The 18,643-nt window shown below is 47.9% G+C and carries 10 protein-coding genes and 1 pseudogene; 5 read left to right on the forward strand and 6 right to left on the reverse strand.

What is annotated here, in order from left to right; translation table 11 throughout:
• Positions 1-542 precede the first annotated feature (542 nt).
• The 3 genes and pseudogenes from NDI45_RS24645 to NDI45_RS24655 all read right to left on the reverse strand — a co-directional run bounded on the left by NDI45_RS24645 (position 543) and on the right by NDI45_RS24655 (position 2,394).
• Positions 543-1,034 (reverse strand): carbonic anhydrase, encoded by a 492-nt coding sequence (locus NDI45_RS24645; protein ID WP_190791664.1) that lies wholly within the window; start codon positions 1,032-1,034, stop codon positions 543-545.
• Positions 1,035-1,037: 3 nt separating this feature from the next.
• A pseudogene (locus NDI45_RS24650) lies at positions 1,038-1,783 on the reverse strand (IS5 family transposase); the annotation flags it as partial.
• A 446-nt stretch (positions 1,784-2,229) separates the two neighbouring features.
• Entirely contained in the window at positions 2,230-2,394 is a 165-nt protein-coding gene (locus NDI45_RS24655; RefSeq protein ID WP_190791651.1) for a hypothetical protein, read from the reverse strand.
• 922 nt (positions 2,395-3,316) lie between these two features.
• Between NDI45_RS24655 and NDI45_RS24660 the strand changes: the two genes are divergently transcribed.
• A complete protein-coding gene (locus NDI45_RS24660) occupies positions 3,317-4,996 on the forward strand; it encodes a R3H domain-containing nucleic acid-binding protein (RefSeq protein WP_190791665.1) in 1,680 nt (559 codons plus the stop codon).
• Positions 4,997-5,265: 269 nt separating this feature from the next.
• On the opposite strand, the gene NDI45_RS24665 is transcribed toward NDI45_RS24660, so the two are convergent.
• The 3 genes from NDI45_RS24665 to NDI45_RS24675 form a co-directional block, all read right to left on the reverse strand.
• Positions 5,266-6,330 (reverse strand): hypothetical protein, encoded by a 1,065-nt coding sequence (locus NDI45_RS24665; protein ID WP_190791652.1) that lies wholly within the window; start codon positions 6,328-6,330, stop codon positions 5,266-5,268.
• Between the two features lie 883 nt (positions 6,331-7,213).
• Complete coding sequence (locus NDI45_RS24670; RefSeq protein ID WP_190791653.1) at positions 7,214-11,521, reverse strand: PAS domain S-box protein; 4,308 nt, start codon at positions 11,519-11,521, stop codon at positions 7,214-7,216.
• Between the two features lie 4 nt (positions 11,522-11,525).
• Entirely contained in the window at positions 11,526-11,807 is a 282-nt protein-coding gene (locus NDI45_RS24675) for a helix-turn-helix transcriptional regulator (RefSeq protein ID WP_190791654.1), read from the reverse strand.
• Between the two features lie 870 nt (positions 11,808-12,677).
• Between NDI45_RS24675 and NDI45_RS24680 the strand changes: the two genes are divergently transcribed.
• From NDI45_RS24680 to NDI45_RS24695, 4 genes are all read left to right on the forward strand, one after another.
• Positions 12,678-13,670, forward strand: coding sequence for a tyrosine-type recombinase/integrase (locus NDI45_RS24680; protein ID WP_190791655.1), 993 nt, complete (start codon positions 12,678-12,680; stop codon positions 13,668-13,670).
• 547 nt (positions 13,671-14,217) lie between these two features.
• The gene (locus NDI45_RS24685; protein ID WP_190791656.1) at positions 14,218-16,305 is read left to right on the forward strand and encodes a hypothetical protein; all 2,088 of its coding nucleotides are present in this window, start codon (positions 14,218-14,220) and stop codon (positions 16,303-16,305) included.
• Positions 16,302-17,702 carry a hypothetical protein gene (locus tag NDI45_RS24690; RefSeq protein WP_190791657.1) on the forward strand — a complete coding sequence of 467 codons (1,401 nt, stop codon included), beginning with the start codon at positions 16,302-16,304 and terminating at the stop codon, positions 17,700-17,702. The genes NDI45_RS24685 and NDI45_RS24690 overlap by 4 nt, the downstream gene beginning before the upstream one ends.
• Positions 17,656-18,485, forward strand: a protein-coding gene (locus NDI45_RS24695) for an IS1 family transposase (protein ID WP_190791658.1) whose coding sequence is annotated in 2 segments (ribosomal slippage) — positions 17,656-17,997 and positions 18,000-18,485 — 828 coding nt in all. Because the reading frame shifts where the segments join, the coding sequence is not laid out codon by codon here. The genes NDI45_RS24690 and NDI45_RS24695 overlap by 47 nt, the downstream gene beginning before the upstream one ends.
• Positions 18,486-18,643 lie beyond the last annotated feature (158 nt).

Raw genomic sequence — 18,643 nt, forward strand, 5'->3', positions numbered from 1 at the left:
ATTTTAGGCAAGAAGTGCCGCCATTTGAACAGAGAGGACGTAGACATTGGAGAGCGAGTCAGGGGAGTTAGGCTTGTCCTACCTTACCATTGACCAGTTTTTGCGACACAACCGCTTTGAGTCTGATCAGGGAGGCGGATGCGTTGTACTTTCATTGCAGAGGTTCTATAAAGGCTTCCCCTACGTTAGAGACAGACTCAATATAAGGCGTCTCTGATGAATTAGAAACCCGGATTCTGCCTACGTCAAATACATTGAAGACAGCCAAAAGCTGACTCTATATAATGTCCCAACTAGGTAAACTTCCTTTGGTGAACGACTAGCGAACTGGGACAATAAACCGATCGCAACGGTCGCAGCACTGCTGCTGAATGAAGACGATTCCTGCTGGCAGGCAAAGCTCGGTCAGCCTAGGGTGGACCAAAAAGGGAAGGTCTGCAAGTATGAGACTCCAGTTGGTAACGGTTCAACCTTAAGAGCGTTAACAAACACATTTCCACCAGCTGAATGACCATTCCAATGAAACGACATGGCTTCTCTGATTACTCTGAAATAGTTGTAATCAAGGGGTCGGGTACCGGAAAGGAGCGCTGCCTTAGCAGCGTAAACTGTCGTAATCCGGCATCATAAGCGAATACCTTACCTGTTTCTATTTCGTACATCCAAGCATGCAAACTCAGCTGCCTACTATGCAATTTGGACCGAATGACAGGATACGTTTCTAAATTCTCGATCTGCGTCAACACATTCTGCTCGATCGCGATCTTGAGCAATCGCTCGGGCTGCAGGTTCGCATAATTATCCAACACTAATCGCCGCGTCGCTTCTCCATGTCGCTTCAACCAGTCGTAGACCAGCGGCATCTGCTCGCTCAAATTGCCGATTTGCAGCAACCCCTTCATTGCCCCACAGTGGGAATGACCACAAACAATGATGTCCCGCACACCGACTCCAGCTACCGCATACTCTACGCCGGCGGCTTCAGCACTACTGGCGGCACCATACGACGGAATGATATTACCGACATTGCGCATCACGAATAGTTCATAATCCTTGCTCAAGCGTCGGAAACGATTAAGCCAGCCAAATGTACGCTCCACAATCCACCGCTTTGGAAGTTGCTCGAATGTGCTTGCAGTGCGTTCAATTACCTCTACCCGAACCTGTTCTCCACACACTTGTTTCACAGTGTGGGCAAACGTCTTACCCGAATATCCTTGGTCTACCCAAACAACCTCTAATTTAGATAACTTCTCCTTTGCTGCATCCAGAACAACGATTGCCCCTAACCGCTCTGAAGCATTAGCTTCACTCACGAGGACTCCAATCAACAACCCTTGTGCATCGACAACGATGTGGCGCTTACGTCCCTTAACCTTTTTGCCACCATCGAACCCGTAGACCTCCCCCTTTTTTCCGTTGTCTTCACCGATTGAGAATCGGCAATGGCAACGCTTGATTGTTCATCTCTGCCCAATTGTGTCCGCAGTTTCTCTCGGATCTGGTCATGCATTTGTTGCCAAATTCCTTTGCGTTGCCATTTCTGAAAGTAATGGTATACCGTGCTGTAGGGTGGCAAGTCGTGAGGCATCATTTCCCATTGGCACCCCGTGCGCTGGACATAGAAGATGCCGTTAAGAATCTCCCTGAAATTAACTTCCACAGGATGTCCAAAGCCTTTAGGTTTAGGCAATACTTGCTTCAAGATTTCCCACTCCGCATCACTCAAATCGCTGGGATAGGGTTTGCGGCTAGGGTTTGCAATCTCAGGCAGACGAGTCATCGGCGAGTCAATCATGCAACGGGTTCTAGCCTAAAATCTTCTTCAGCTCAGTTAAACAGTTTTCAGATTCTCTTTATAAATCAGCTCTAATACCAGGACAATATTTACAGTGAAAGTCTCCTCTGTGCAACCAGGGGAGGTTTTGCTTTAGCCTCAATTATTGGGCTGATTCAAGTTTCCATTCAGTTCGTTTTCTCTCGCTCAAACTCGCCCTTTAACTTCTTAAGGTGTGAACGTTGCAGAGAATGGATGTCTTCGTCCAAATAGATATCAGGCTCACGAGTTTTGGGGCGAAGCCAATCAAACCACTATGATCGCGCTGACCAGTCGTGAGTTTGAGACTTACCCTGAGCTGTATGACCCGAGCGGTCGATCAATCGATCGCAACGATAATACCAATGGCACCACGAATTCCAGAATTCGTCTGACACTTCCCAGTGCTAGAACTATTTGTCACGCTCGGACGAGGTAGCATCTTCGCTCCCGGCTTCAACGCCTTTGTTGTCCGCTTCTGCCGACGGTTGTCCACTGTGCTCAGCAGGGGTTGCTTCTAATTCGTCTTGGGGTAGCTGGTCAACTCCAAGCGATTCATCTTCTGTTTCTTGTGGCATCGATTTACTCCAGGTCATTTAATTACAGTATTATCAGCCAATCAAAACATCAATCCAATTACAAATCATTCTTGTCCTCAAACTGATCAGATTCATTCTTCTCGATCAAGAAGACAATTAAGAAGAATTGAGCGCAGAGCATTAGGGAGTTGGGTAACGCTTTGGCAGTGAAGGCATCAAAGTGAGTAATAAAAGCCAGAACCCCAAGGCAAGGACACTAAACATGAAGCGATCTCCTGGTTCTAATTAACCGTTTGAGAGTTCAATTTACTCAGTCTGGTTTACTTCACCCCTTGGATACCTTGAGGCTTGCTTGCAACGATAGGTTTTGGCACAAGCGCAGATTTGGCGTGAGGAGATTTAGCACCTGTTTGGTAAGGAATCTTGTTAGACATTGGATTAACCTCGCTGACTGATACATCCTGAATGCGTTAATCCTACTCAATTCCCTCCTAAGCTGAGCACTCACTTTAGTCCGATCTTCGCTGCTGCCTAGTTCATCTAAAGAATGACAAACCAAGTGGCTTTTGATTTCCTTGAGGCTGATAAAACTGACTTTTATTTAATTAAATTAAAGTATTTTTCTTCCGATCGGGATACCTCTGATAGAAGCCACACGAACTCAGCTAATGGGGTACTGCTCCCGCTAAATAGCTAGATTAGATTGTCTTTTCCACAAATTACTTGAGGTAGAATCCGCACAAGATTAGAACGGTTTATTAGACTCTATCTTCTGAATGGTTTTGTTACATTAAGATTGATTCAAATAATTCCCGCTGTGGAATAAGAATTAACAGTATTTCAAACTCAATTACTCGGTTTAATCTGGCTCTGTTTTCTTCACTCGATGATAAAACCGAGCGATCTCTCCTCTTTTTAGGCTTTAGTCTTCTCACTGGCATTCTTCATGCCATCCCTCTTGATGCAAAACCACAACGATCTCCAGCAGCTGCTCGATATCCTGCCCCAAGAGATTCAGCAGCGATTAGAACACCATTTCCATCACGATGTCTTGGTGGAAGTTGTGTTGGACTTTGGGCGACGCCCCGAAGCTCGCTTTCCGGGTGGGGCGGAGTATTTATCCCAGCAGCCTGTGACTCGCCAGCAGCTGCAGCACTGTGTGAGTCGCCTCGGTCAATTTGGAGGCGATAACCGTGCGGGCATTGAGCAAACGCTGCACCGGATTAGTGCCATTCGCAATCGCCAGGGCGAAATTATTGGTCTCACTTGCCGGGTGGGTCGCGCCATCCATGGGACGATCGCCCTCATCCGTGATCTGGTGGAAACGGGACAGTCTATCCTGATGCTCGGTCGCCCGGGTGTGGGCAAAACCACGGCACTCCGAGAAATTGCTCGTGTCTTAGCAGATGACCTGAACAAGCGGGTCGTAATTATTGACTCCTCGAACGAGATTGCGGGCGATGGCGATATTCCTCATCCGGCGATCGGGCGTGCCCGAAGAATGCAGGTTGCCCGTCCTGAATTACAGCATCAGGTCATGATCGAGGCGGTGGAAAACCATATGCCCGAAGTGATTGTGATTGACGAAATCGGCACGGAACTTGAAGCACTCGCCGCCAGAACGATCGCGGAACGTGGTGTGCAGTTAGTGGGAACGGCTCACGGCAATGCAATTGAGAATCTGATCAAGAACCCCACCCTCTCTGACTTAGTCGGTGGCATTGAGTCAGTCACGTTGGGCGATGAAGAAGCGCGGCGTCGCGGCTCTCAGAAGAGCGTGCTGGAACGCAAAGCACCCCCCACCTTTCAGATTGCGGTTGAAATGCTGGAGCGGCAACGCTGGATCGTGCATGAAAACGTGGCAGAAACTGTTGATACCCTCCTCCGGGGACGGCAACCCCAGCCTCAACAGCGAATGCTAAATGAGCAGGGACAGGTTGTGATTACCAAGGAGACTACATCTGCTTCGGGGACGACTCTAATCAGACCTCATCGACCCGCACAGGTGCTTCCCTTCCCCAAGGCACAGCCCAAGCGGCAGTGGGATGCTCCACTGACTAAGACGGCGATCGATGCAGGGTGGAACGCATTCGACTACCTGGATCAGGATGATGAGTTGGCACAGGGGCAAGATGATCCCAAGATGCGTGTTTATCCGTATGCCATCAGCACCTATCAGCTCGAACAGGTGATTGATGCACTTCATCTGCCGCTCACCCTGGTGAAGCACGTCAGCGATGCCGATGCGATCGTTGCTCTCCGTTCCCATGCTCGCAAGCACGACAACTTGCAGCGATTGGCAAAGAACCAGAGGATTCCCCTGTATGTCATCAAAGCGAATACCATCCCACACATGACGCGTACCTTGCGTCAGATTTTAGGAATGGATCAGCGGGATGACAGCGGAGATTGGCAGATGAATGTTAATGAAGTCAGTGGTAGAGATGAGGAGTTGACGGCGCTGGAGGAAGCCCGCTTAGCGGTGGAACAAGTGGTCATTCCTCAGCAGCAGCCGGTGGAACTCCTGCCCCGTTCCAGCTGGCTGCGGAAGTTGCAGCATGAACTAGTGGAACGCTATCGCTTAAACTCTCATAGTGTCGGTGACGAGCCCGATCGCAGACTCAGAATCTATCCAGCCTAAGAATTCATCCTCTTCAAATCAGCGCAGTCGGAATCACAACCGGCTGCGTTTTGCTATTGCCATTCGCTTCCCATCAAAGAACGAGTGGGAAAGTGTAAATTAAATGACCTTTTATTTGACAAATTGCTGGAGAACGGCTTGCGGCTTGAAAACCAGAACTATCAGGATTTCTACTGGCTCTCGATGTCTCAAAATCCTCAGTTCGACGAGTTTTGATACAGTATCTCTAGACTGCTTGCACCTTTTGAAGGGCGCTAGCTCTCGCCTCTTTATAATCCTGATAATCGAACTTTATAAGGAATTTCTTCGATGGGCAAATCATTGCAGTCCCAGTCACTATAACGAAGCTGTAACCGCTGCTCCCCTGCATATTCCACTAACCTTCCACCATACAGCTTGGTCTCAGTCCCTAGACTTTGAATTCGGATTTTACCGTTGAAGACAGTAGCGCGAGCGAGGTAAATTACCAGGTCATCTCGGGAAGGACGATTCACAGTGGTACTTGCGGTCAAGTGAGCTAACCCTCGCTCATCCATTTCTTGAGCTAAGGCGATGGCCGTGTTGCGAATGCCGCTAATCGCAACAATGTTAGCGGCAACGGCCATAGTGATGTCTACACCATCATCCGTTACGATCGAGTTGTTGGATAAGAATTGAAAATTGAGTTCTCCCAAGTCACTGCGAATGCGGCGATGAATTAAATTGTCGGGATGGTAATGAGTTAAGGTTCCCACAATCGCGCCACAGGCCGCACGCGGCTCTCGCCAAGGAGATTCACGGGTTTTGCCGTAAATCTGTTGCCCATCCTGGCGTAATCGCCCCACATGAGTCTTCAGATCGATCGCCACAAGCGAAAGCGATTGAGGATTGCCTGCATACACTTGTCGTTTTAAGGATTCGTCTAACTCATGCGCCACGGTGACATGGGCTAAGGTCGCCCCGTTGTCAGTGCCTCCACCTGCTGGGAAAAAAGCTTCTAACTTGAGTTCTCCAATTTCAGAGAGCGTCGCAAATCGAGAGGCGACGACATCACGATAGCGTTTGGTCGCCTCGCCTTGATGGATGCGATCGCCACAGTTGGTATAAGCCAGGGTGGTCACAACGCTGGGTAAGGTCATGTCAGCGCCGCAGGTGTTTATGTTTGTAGGACTAGAGACAGCCAGTTGAAGTTCATCCCGCAAGATTTGCAGCCCTTTGATGAGCGTGTAGCGATCTCGGACAATTTCATTGAGATAATTATGGTAAGCATTGCGCTCCATTCCAAAACTGGCGGAGAGCCGCCAACATTGTTCGACCCGTGCTTCGGTAGGGGCAGCATCAAAGGATAAAGACATAAGTTGGGAAGACGGGTCATGAATGCTGGATGAGATATTTCAAACTATACAGGTCATCTCAGATAACCTCTAGTGCAGTTGATTGATCGCAACTGATCAGGATGCTGCAAGGTTCTCAACAGCCACGAAGAAAATTTTTTTGAAGGTGCAGTATCTGTTTTTGGCAAAGTAGCGATCTACGGTGTGACAGTTGGTAGTGTCTCAGAAACGGTCCCCTATTTTACAGTTGCCCCTATCAAGGGCGGCTGCCCTTGTTCCACCATTGGTACTGTAAATAAACCCGTCAATAAATCTATGTCTCAAAATGCAGCAGTTTTCACCAGTTCTGATATAGCAGCAGTACATCGGGTTTAGATAGCATTGGAACAATAAACAACGCTAAGGCTAGAACCTTGAATACACAAGACTTTCAAGAAGTGCCTGGGAATTGATTATTTGCCGGACCTAGCAACTATTTAACCGATTTTACGTAGTTCTTGACTATCAGCTCAACGAGAAATCAAGGATTTCAGAGCATAACTCAACGGTAATTTAATCCAAATTCAGTCCACACCTATTGATGGCAAGAGAAGAACACTAGTGCGTGTAATCAGGATACGTGTAATTTAGTGCCACGAAACGCTGAAAGCCTTTCATGTTGTACGTTATGGACACTAGCTCTATATTGTGCTGCGATCTTGATTGAAACTCGGAGAAAACTGAGGTTCAACTTTCTCCGACCTTTAGTGGTTTAGCTAGCGCCCAAGGCCGAGCTGATCGCGTCTCGCAGTTCCAGCAACTTCAGGGCTTTGTAGTTCTGGATGGTTACCCTGCGTGGCACGTCTCTGTTTACAGCAATGTTTTTGCCTGAACAAAACTGCAACCCCTGAGTGATTTGGGTTCACTAATTGCAACGATTAACTGCATCAATCAATATCTCTGGTGAGACGGGTTTAGAGAGATGGGATTGAAACCCGGCTGCCAATGCCTGTTGCTGATTGACTTCACCTGCATAAGCTGTGAGGGCGATTGCTCGGATGGGCGTTTCCGTTTCTCCTTGCTTTGCTTCCCAAGCTCTGATTTGCTGAAGCAACGTATAGCCATCCATCTCTGGCATTCCCACATCACTGAGCAAAATATCTGGCTTGGTCAGGGTCAGTGTTTGTAATGCCTCATGACCCGATGCGGCTGTTGTCACGATCGCCCCTGCCTGCTCTAGCACAAATGCCACAAACTCGCGTGAATCTAATTCATCATCCACAACCAGGATACGGATACCCTGCAAGCCTCCCTCAACTGCAACTGCGGCAGATTTAGGAGAAGGTAATTCATTTGATTGCGGTGCGAGGGGAATTTGAACGGTAAAGGTTGCCCCTTGTCCTTCTCCTGGACTGTCTACGCTGATTTGACCGCCGTGCAGCTCCACGATTTGACGAGCGATTGCCAACCCCAGCCCCAAGCCTCCAAACTTGCGCGTGGTGGCTCCATCCTCTTGGCGGAAATGCTCGAAGATGTAGGGCAAAAAGTCTGGTTTAATGCCTTTTCCAGTATCTTTAATCTGAATCTGTGCATTTGTACCCACTGAGGACAAGTCAATGGTGATGTGCCCTCCAATTGGCGTGAACTTGACTGCGTTAGACAGCAGGTTCCAGACAACCTGCTGCAACCGTCCAGCATCGCCATTTACAGTGCCAATGATAGGTGAAATGAACGTATGAATTTGCAGTGACTTTGCTTCAGCAGCGAGCCGAACGGTTTCTAATGCGGCAGAGATGACGAAGCTTAAATCAACGGGTGCTACGGTCAAAACTAATTTGCCGCGCAAAATCCGAGAGATGTCCAGCAAATCATCGATTAACTGTACTTGTAGCTGGGCATTGCGCTCAATGGTTTCCAGGGCATGAGCGGTTCTGGTGGAATCGAGCTTGCCGTTGCGGAGTAGCCTTGACCAACCCAGAATAGGATTGAGGGGCGATCGCAGTTCGTGAGACAGCACAGCGAGAAATTCATCTTTGATGCGATTGGCGTTCTCGGCTTGCTCCCGGGCAGCTTGTTCCTGTTCAAGGAGCCGCAAACGGGCTTGCTCAATCTGCTTCTGGGGTTCAATATTGGTACAAGTGCCAAACCATTGACGAATGCGACCTTGCTCATCTTTGAGCGGAATCCCCTGCCCTAAGAACCAGCGGTAACTCCCATCATGGCGACGAAAGCGATACTCAATTTCGTAGAATTGACCACTGTCCACGGCTGCCAGCCAACGATCGTGGGTCCTCTCCAAGTCATCGGGATGAATAATGGATAGCCAGTTTAAGCTGTGCATTTGCTCAGCGGTTAAGCCCGTGTAGTCGCAAAAGCGCTGGTTGACGTATTCATTGTGTCCTGCTGCATCAGTAATCCAAACAAACTGCGGAATCGCTTCTGCCAAGAGCCGATAACGGGTCTCACTGTCACGGAGTTCTGCTTCGGCTCGTTTGCGTTCGCTCAGGTCAATGGCAAAGAAAACACCACTGCTGCCATCCTCAAGCAGCAATGCAGCACCGATGAGAATCGGAATTTTTCTGCCGTTTTTGTGAAGGTAGACTTTCTCATAAGGGGTACTCACGCCCTTGGTTACGACCTCATTGACCGCAATTCCATCCAGTGCTTGGTATTCCGGTGGAGTCAGGGCTTGCCAGTTAATTTGCCCCGCTTCTAACTCCTGCCGCGTATAGCCGATGAGATTCAGTAGGGCATTATTGGCTTCAACAATGTCACCGGCTGGAGTATAAATACCCATTGGCACCATTTCGCACTCAAAAATGCGGCGAAAGCGGGCTTCACTCTGGCGCAGTGCGTCTTCGACTTGTTTGCGATCGTGGATATCGATGGATGCGCCAAACCAGCGAATAATCTCTCCCGTTTGCGAATCCCGGTAGGGTTCAGCGCGAACCAGAAACCAGCGATAGGTTCCTGCCGCGGAGCGAATCCGGTGTTCGACCGAGAAAACGCCCCCTGTCCGTCGCGCTTCGTTGAATGCTGCGATTGTGCGATCGCCATCGTCTGGATGAACGAAATTAGCAGCGACTTCTGCGGCAGTTGTCGGTTCATAAGGAACGCCGGTGTAGTCGCTCCATTGCCTGTTGAAGAACTCAACCCGCCCCTCTGTATCGGTGATCCAGACGATCTGCGGCACAGCATCTGCCATCAATCGAAACCGCTGTTCACTTTTGCGTAAGGCTGCCTCTGTCCTGGCGCGTTCCAGCTTTGTCCAGATGCGGCTTGCCAATTCTTGCATCAAGGCGATCTCGTCATCGCGCCAATCATACGGAACCGGATGAAAAACCGTGAGCGAAAACTCCCATTCGCCGTCCCGAATGAGCGGAATGTTCAGTTCTGCCCCAATGCTCAGGGCAGCATATTTCCCTGAATCAACAATGCGGGAGTCGGTAGCCACATTTCGCACCACAATCGGTTGTCCGGCTTGGGCCATATGCAGAAATTCCTCGGCGACAAATTGGGGCAGGGCATACACACCAACCAAGCTTGGTATGTCGGTTTGATGCCAGTGATGGTGGATGACAGCTTCGTCAGCCCGCTCATTAATTTCAACAAAAGCGCAGCTTGAAATGTTGAGATAGCGATGCAGGCGATCGCCCACCATTTGCACAATATCGCCCACTTCTGTAATTTCAGCCAATCCATCGCGAACGGTTGCCAGGAATTCAGCGTTTAGGGTTGCCCGTGTCCGATCGGTAATATCCCTAAATAAGACGGCAAACTGTTGACCCTGGGGAGCATTGATCGGTGTCACATAAACGTCAAACCAGCAATTCAACGCCTGCAAGTAGCTTTCAAATCGAGTCGATTCACCCGTTCTGACGACGCGGGCATAGGTTTCAAGCCAGAAAGGTTCGAGCGTGGGAATGAGTTCGCTCACGGCTTTACCGGTGACTTGCTGTAATCCGGTCAGGATTTCAAAGGCGGGGTTGACTTCAAGAACTCGATGGTCGTAAGGTTTACCCGTTTCGTCCACCAGCAGGTCGCACACGCAAAACCCCTCGTCGATCGAATCAAACAGCGTGCGATATCGCTGCTCACTATCCCGCAGAGCTTGTTCGGTGCGTTTGCGCTGAGTGATGTTTTGGAAAACACAACCGACCCGGCGGCTGTCTGCATCGCCAATTTTGAAGGTGTAGAAGCTAAACCAGGAATCGAGCGGCTCGGTGTATAGCTCTTGTCGTTCAGCAATCCCGGTTTGAGCCACCCGACCATAGGCTTCCCACCAGGCAGATTCGTAGTTTGGGTCAATCTCCCGCAGCGATCGTCCAGCCAGGTCGAGTCCGGTAATGCGCTTAACGGCTGGATTCGCTTCAAGATAGAAAACATCGATCGGGCGATTGTCTGGATCGAAAATGACATCGGCAATAAAGTAGCCTTCGTCGATCGACTCAAACAGCATCCGGTACTTTGCTTCGGAGTCGCGCAGGGCGGCTTCAGCGCGAGCACGTTCGACGGCTGCCCACGTCCGTTCTGCGGTTTCTTCAACTTGTTTAACCTCAAGTTCTGTCCACTGACGCGGTGTGGACTGATGAACGGCAAGCAGGGCAACGAATTGATTGTTTTTGATCAGCGGCACATCGATATGGGCAGCAATATCGATCGCGTCATATTTCGCCTTCTCAGCATCCGTATAACCAGGATTATTCGGAATGTCAGTGACAACCTGAGTGCGCCCAGATTGGTGGTCAGCAGTCAAATTGCGGCGATAGTTTTCCAAACGGTATCGCCCACTCAATGGAGCAACCCCATTGGTGTAGTTGCAATGAACAATAACCTCTTGCTCACCGGACACGACTTCGGTATAAATGACACGAGTGGCTTCTAAAGCTTCCCCTAAAATGCGAGCAGCGACTTCCAGGATCTCTGTTGCATCTGTCAATGGACGAAGCGCATCTGTCAGTTTGATGCAGAAGGCATTGAGTTGGGCCGCTAGGTGTACAGTGACTAGGGCAGAGCTATCCGGTTGCGGGTCAGCCTCTCGCGTCGTTGTTTCGGTCGGCTTTGCTCGATCGAGTTCGGTCAGTAGGATTTGCACGGCTGTCTTCAGGTTGTCTGACCAAGCTTCAACTGTCCCTAAAGGCGTTTGGGACCAATCGAGCGATCGGAGCAACGCACCCATCTCGCCGCCACCCCTAAACAGAGTTTCAGCCGTTTCGTAATCCTCTGCTCTCACGCTCTTAGTTCCTTTGGAAGAAGTATTTGCTGCGAATCTCCTGACTGCATCGCTGGAGTGTGGCATCGTCAGAATGAGCCATCTGATTCAACAGGAGGTCGATTTGCTTCAGTGCCAGGGGTGAAGGAGTGGCATGACCGTTTTCCCAGCGATTGATTGTGGGAAATGTAACCCCAAGCTGAACTGCGAACCGCTCCTGGGTCAGTTTCAGCGTGTGCCGGAGTTCCCGAATCAGTTGCCCAAAGGCAGGCTGTTCAACACGCACATAGTCTTGGTGGAAAGGCATATATCACTTTATAAAGTCCTTTAATTTTCCCACTTTTGATTGATTTAGATGAAGAGGCAATCTGCCTTAAGTCAGAAAAGCTGTCGCATCTCTCGACAAACGATGTTGACGTGCTGTCGCGTCTCTCGATAAACGGGGTTTCACGCAGATTTGGTGAATGGGGGCGATTTCCGAAAACCTCAACGTAAATTCAAAGCTCCAAGAAGTTTCCAGCTCCGAAGTCACCTAATTGTGTAAGAGGACGAAAAGCCTGAGACGTGATATCAGCATCGGATAAGCGTAATAAATTCCAAGATAGCCTCGATCGCTTGCCTAGTGAGCGTTTTTCGTTTGGTAGCACTAAATTACACGTATCCTGAACTCTGGTAAAGTCACTGCGCTGCAAGGGTTACAGGCTTAGCGGGGATAGCGACAGGATACGTGTAAAAACCTGTAAGATAAGATTCAAATGCTTGCCATATCTATGTTCCAGGTTTTGCTGCTTCAAACAATATCCTTGAAACCTTGCAGTAGTATAGGTTTGAACTACTTCTGGAATGCGTACTACCCGAAAACTGCTAGTACACCCTGCCTTTACTAGCCCTTAGAGAGCCTGAAACCCTCATTCTCTCGTTGAATAGTTGCATTACATAGCAGCTACACCGGATGTTCATTCCATCTAATGCTGAATCGCTAAAAGTTATGACAATTAAGGCTTAGAGGGCTATCTTGCAGGTTTTTACACGTATCCTGTTCCAATCCCCTGATTGCTTTCAAAGGCTTGATTAGAGGGAATTTGAGAAGATTGGGAAGAAAAGTTGTCTTAGGATTGTCAGGTAGAGATAAGTCACGTTATCTCTACCTGAAATCAACACAACTTGCCGATTGACCATGCCTGATTCCCCCACTGACCCCGTTTCCCCACTCGCGATCGTGTCCATTGAGGGCGGCAAGAAGCAGGAACCTCGACGATCAGAACCACCAGACTTACGCCATTGGCAAATCGAGGAGTTCTTGCGGCAGACCGGGAAAGCGGAGAATACCCAGCGCACCTACCGAGGACAACTGATCCGTTTTGCTGCCTGGTGCGACAAGTCTTGGCTGGATGTCACTCCCAGCGACATCGGCAAGTATCGGCGAGAGCTAAAGTCGAAGGGGTTGAAGCCGACATCGATTAACCATGTGCTGAACACGCTGCGATCGTTCTACGGTTGGCTGCGCCGGAGTAACGGCTATCCAATGAATCAACCGCTGCCCACGGATGCGATCGATCTCGAACGACAGGAGGAACCCCAAGCGGATCATCTGGAGACGGAGGATTTGAGTCAGCTATGGGAAGCATTGAATTTTGATGATGCGACACGGGTACGCGACCGAGCAATCGTGGCGGTGCTAAGTCATGGACTGCGAGCTTCAGAAGCCTCTGCTCTCAATATGGAGCACTGGAACGGCAGAATCCTGAAGGTGCGCCGATCGAAGGGGCAGAACGTGAGTGAAGTGCCGTTGAGCCGAGAGGCGCGATCGCATCTGGAAGCTTATCTAGAATGGCGACGGGAGCAGGGAGGCGTGTTTGAACCACTGTCAGAAAGTCCCATGTTTCTGGCGCAGGACCCGAAGAATAAGGGTAAGCGTTTAGGTTACAAGGGGCTGCATAAGATGGTGCGAAAGCTGGGAGCAGTCGCTGGGGTGGAAGACATTAATCCGCACCGCTTCCGTCATACGTTTGGTACGGAAGTGACGCGGCGGGGCGTTGATCCTTTGTTTGGGAAGGAGTTGATGGGGATCAAGAGCGATCGAGTCTTTCAGCGGTACACCAAAGGCGTGTTTAAGCAGGCGGCGGCTGAGGCATATCTCAAGGCGATTGGGGAAGCGGACAGCGAATAGTGCCCGTTCTCTCTCAGTTAGCCTTAATAGTGCAAAAAATTCCTGAAAGCCTTGTCAATAAAGAATTCTTCTAAAAGGGGTGATTGAAGGGTTCCTGTCATGAGATGCAATCAGAGCTAATCCGAAGCCCGAAACAACGTAAATTTGTTAACCAGTAGAGGCAATTTGAGGGTGCAACAGAATTTTTAGTACAATAGCTACATTTCCAAACTCTTGCTCGGAAATGTTTTCAGTCTAGTTGCACTTCATGACAGGAACCCTTCAATCACCCCTACTACTGGCTCATACTCTCAGCTTCAAATCAAGCAGGAGAAAGTTTTGTTGTTCTACCTTGCACATACTGTTCCACTATTTGCTCATAATCAGAAATTAATTCAATGATGAATACTATTGTGCCTAATACCAATCCAATATGAAGGTGAGTATAACTAAACACCTGAAAGTCTTGCCCAATAAGGGTTAATTCTGCTCAAGCTCATTTTCGATTGGTATAACAAGGAAAACCGAATCATCAAGGAACTCCTGACAACAGCTTCTGTGCAAAGCTATGACGCAAAACAGTAATATACCAGGTTCTTGGCAATCCACTAGTGCAGATTTACCAGAAGTTCACGAGATCTTACAACAAGTTGCCAAGGCTATTTATATAGAAGCAAAAGAAGCTGTTCCTATAGACCAACAGAAAATTCAAGTTGAAAGAGCGATTGCCCTCGGTTTCTTAAAACAACAGGAAGACGAAGTTACTTTTGTCGAATCAGCCCTAAAAGCTGACTATTTGGTCGAATATGCTGTTAATGAATTGGTCGCGGCTTGGGATAATGTAGACGTTTTTTTAAAGAATATTTCTCATCTTTATCGCTGTAGTATTCTACTTAACTACAATCTCGCTCTTGGCTCACGATCAATATGCAGTCTAGTGCACGAGCATGGTAAGGATTTAATTACCCGTATCATTGAAGTTGCTACATTAAGAAGCACAGAAGATATTTCTCATGATCGTTTCTGGCACTTGTACGAGATATTTTGTGCAGCATTACCTGACCTTCGACCCGAACCAAAGCCTTTAGTTGATGCGTTGGAAGTTATTGCGAGCATTAACCTTGGAGCCGGAAAAATTCAATATGAGATACAGGGTTTACTGAAGCAATCGCAAGAAATTGTTGAGGCATTTTACCAAGAATTTACAAGCCGCTCCAATCGACTCTTTATTGAATTCATATTCACAACGCTACTTATCCTAAGTCAGTTTGATTTCTATACGGCTCACCAGAGAGCATTGTCACTCACTGGCTCTTGTGATTCAGTAGAAGCTAATTTAGGAATCGCTGTATTGGGACGGCTTAATTATAGTGCTGCTGGACAATCAGATTTACTGGCTAAAACACTCGATCGCTTCAATGAATTCCTATTACAACAGAACACCGAGTTAGATTTGATATTGACCAAAGCTTACGGAGACCTGCTAGACCACTCAGATGAGGCGATCGTTAAATTTGTAGAATTATCCTCTCGATCAGATTTGACTATCCGTCAGGAAGCAGCCCAAGTTCTATTTCGCCGAGCGGAGGAATCTTTTCAGAAAGATTGGTATAAGCAAGCCCTCTTGGCAGTTCTACAAAAACCACTCTTGCATCTAGAAATTCTAAAGCAGTTAGACTTTGCAATTCGCCACTATGTTCACAATGAACCTGGTTTTGCAATCCGAGTTATTGAGGTATTTGCACTAAATTGGGACTACACCAACAATACTGACAATACTTTATCTGACATTACGCGATATACACTTACAGAGTTATTCAACCATTACCGTAATGAGTTAAACTCTGCACTAACCCAGTGGTTCGCCTCAAGAATCCCTCGTTTACATCATGCTGCATCTGAGATTGAGCATTTCTTTGCATCAATACCATCAAACAATTCCAGTGAAAGTGCTGATAACAATCTAAAGCCATCAATTCTACTTAGCAAACCTGTACTCGACTCCCTTGATGAACTCACTGTTCAACAGATACTATCTCGTATTGCAGGCTATGTTACAGGTGGAATTTCACTTGCTGCTTTAATTTTATCTGCCGCCCGGCGGGAGCCTATTTCTCGATCGCTTGCAGAGCAAATTGTAATACTGCTAGGTGATTATGTTGTCTACGATTATCCAGTCAGAGCAAAGGAGTATTTAAACAATCGGCTTAGTGAAGAGACAACTACAGAAGTAGAAAGGCAGATCATTCAAGCATCATTGAAGCGGTTTGATCGCTATTTCCAAGCTCGGCAATCATTGCCTCCTCTAAAGGAACTACAAGCACCTCCCAGTAGAATCTATGCTTATTACCAAGCCCAATGGAAACAAAATGCAGACATTGTAGAACAGGCTAAAGAACGCTCAATCTTCCGGACTATATTCGCTGGACGGGAAATCCCAATCAAATATGGAAAGGCATCTGCTCATTTTGATGAAGCGGCCCAAAAAGTCTCTGAACCTATGCGTTTTGCACCCCTGTCTTACAGATATGATGTGCCCCAAAGCGATGCTATTGATCCTGTTGGTCGTGCTTATCAACGTTGGCGATGGAGGTTAGTAGGGTTTGAGCAAGCTACGGATACTTTTGAAACAAATTCGGCAGAGCCAGAAGTATGAAGTTAGTGATTCGTGAGTATCTAAGTATGTTGAAAGAAGCAGGCGAACTCGATTCGTTGCTCTTCGACCTACTCATGAACATGAAAATTATCCCTTTGAATCGGGCTGAAAGTGGGGGCAGGCAGGATGGTGTTGATATTCCTGCTATAGGGAACGATCCTGAGGACGGAAGGCGGAAGCTGTTTCTATTTACAGCAAAGTGTGGAGATATCACACGGCAGGAGTGGGATGCGTCTCCAAATGGAATCAGAGCATCTTTAAATGAAATACTAGAAGGCTACCTACGAACTCGTGTTCGACCAGGACACGCAAAACTTCCGAAGAAAATTGTTTTAGTGACAGGTGGAGCCTTAAAGCAGAATGTTGCTCAGAACTGGACTAACTATGTTCACGAACACACGCGAATCCATCCTAAATATGGGGAGATTGAGTTTGCTTTCTGGGGTGGCGAAGAGCTAGCGCCCCTGATTGAAGAGTATTTACTGGATGAGTATCTATTTCAAGAAAAATCCCGGAAAAATCTACGAAAGACGATCGCATTGGTTGACCAGAATGACGATCAGCCGAAGTATTTTTACCAATTGATCGACGAAACCCTATTCGATGACAACTTGCCAACTGATAAGAAACCAGGTTCGGTGCAGAAGCGCCAAAAGGTTCTACGCCTTCTGCATCTCAGCCTGAACATTGTATTTCATTGGAGCGAGGAAGCCGATAACCTCCGTCCCGCACTTTTAAGTGCTGAATATTTGATTCTTCGAGCTTGGGACTGGCTAAGGCAGAATAACTTGTTTGAGTGTAAAAAAACGGTAGCAGGATATGGCTCTCTATTATCCACTTACTTAACAATTGGTGATCGGTACGCAGGAAAACTCCAGCCTTACTGTTATATCCGCGATGGTTTATTTGGCTACAACATGGCAGATGAGGTGGAATATCCCTTAAGAACTTTCGAGACAATCGGAATATTAGGAAGCATTGGCTTAGCTTATTGGTATGCATCGCAGGCGTTTAGAGAGGATGCAGCCAAACAAGCTTACTTACAACAGTGCACTGCGATCGCCAAGATGCTCGCAGTTCTGATCAACAATAATCCATCGGCTTGGACACCACTCTATGATAATCATGCAATTGATATTGCAATTGGCTTGCTTGCTTTGACCGCAATGAGTGAACAGCAAACGGCTTCAGAGTGGGTAACTGGAATCGCAAGTCGTATTTTTTATGCATATAATACTTTGGGCAAGCATTTTCCAATTTCTTCAGACAGCCATGAAGAGTTAGTCGGTAGTGCATCAAGTTGTAGTGGGTTAGGTAAACTAGAGGGACAGCTACTCCCCAGCAAGACCTATGGAATGTCGCCTGTGCGGTCATCCCAGCACTCACAAACATGGTAAAGCTCCGAATGGGAGCCAACGGTATTTCTGCCCCCAATGCAAGCAAACGTTTAATGAACGGTTTGACACCTTGTATTATCATCGCCACGTCACACCCGAACAGATTCGACAAGTACTCCAGGCGCATAGCGAAGGAAGCAGTTTGAGGGGCATTAGCAGGACGAGTGGACTTGCCTACAACACCGTCGTGAGTATTGTTCGTGCTGCCAGTGTGCAGGCACAATTAGTCCACAATGCGGAAGTTCAATCTGTGCTAACTGAGGAAGTGAGTGCGGATGAGCTGTGGTCATTTGTCGCAAAAAACAAAAGCAGTGCTTCCCAGAGGAATTAACCGTGGGGGATTGCTGGATTGCTGTGAGTTTAGCTGATTCAAGTGGACTGATTTTGGCGGCACGATTGGGAAAGCATACGGATGAGTTAATTGAGGAATTAATCGTTAGTAGTGAGGGGAAAACGGCTTGTAAACGGTTCAACAGTGATGATTGGGGAGGTTATGAACGAGTCTTGCCTCCGGAGATTCTGCACCATATCGGCAAAGACAAAACGCAACGATTAGAGCGAACTAACGGAATTGTCAGACAACAAACCGGAAGGTGGCATCGCAGACAAAACAAGTTTGGCAAAGTCTGGGAGCAAACGAAGGTGACAACTCGATTAGTGGTGAGTTATTTCAACTGGATTTGGCAGCATAGCCGTTTCAAAACAACTGCTGCTCAACGTGCAGGATTAGCGACACGATCATGGAATTGGCATGATATTGCCACCTATCCCACATTAATTTGATGCACTATCAAGTTATCGTCCAGGAGATGTCTGGTGAGGTCAGTGTTTGAAGAGGATTGAAGGTTGAGAGGATGAGGGAAGGTCGTCGATGAGGTCGTAGTTGAGGCGATCTCTAGCTCTATTCAGCTAACAAGTCATTAGAGCAGACTGACCCAGTT

The organism is Leptolyngbya sp. GB1-A1 (assembly GCF_039962475.1).
Lineage (GTDB): Bacteria > Cyanobacteriota > Cyanobacteriia > Elainellales > Elainellaceae > Leptolyngbya_A.

Coding starts and splice junctions, on each gene's coding strand:
- NDI45_RS24645 (WP_190791664.1), bottom strand. CDS start 1,034: ATGCGCAATGTCGGTAATATCATTCCGTCGTATGGTGCCGCCAGTAGT.
- NDI45_RS24655 (WP_190791651.1), bottom strand. CDS start 2,394: ATGCCACAAGAAACAGAAGATGAATCGCTTGGAGTTGACCAGCTACCC.
- NDI45_RS24660 (WP_190791665.1), top strand. CDS start 3,317: ATGCAAAACCACAACGATCTCCAGCAGCTGCTCGATATCCTGCCCCAA.
- NDI45_RS24665 (WP_190791652.1), bottom strand. CDS start 6,330: ATGTCTTTATCCTTTGATGCTGCCCCTACCGAAGCACGGGTCGAACAA.
- NDI45_RS24675 (WP_190791654.1), bottom strand. CDS start 11,807: ATGCCTTTCCACCAAGACTATGTGCGTGTTGAACAGCCTGCCTTTGGG.
- NDI45_RS24680 (WP_190791655.1), top strand. CDS start 12,678: ATGCCTGATTCCCCCACTGACCCCGTTTCCCCACTCGCGATCGTGTCC.
- NDI45_RS24685 (WP_190791656.1), top strand. CDS start 14,218: ATGACGCAAAACAGTAATATACCAGGTTCTTGGCAATCCACTAGTGCA.
- NDI45_RS24690 (WP_190791657.1), top strand. CDS start 16,302: ATGAAGTTAGTGATTCGTGAGTATCTAAGTATGTTGAAAGAAGCAGGC.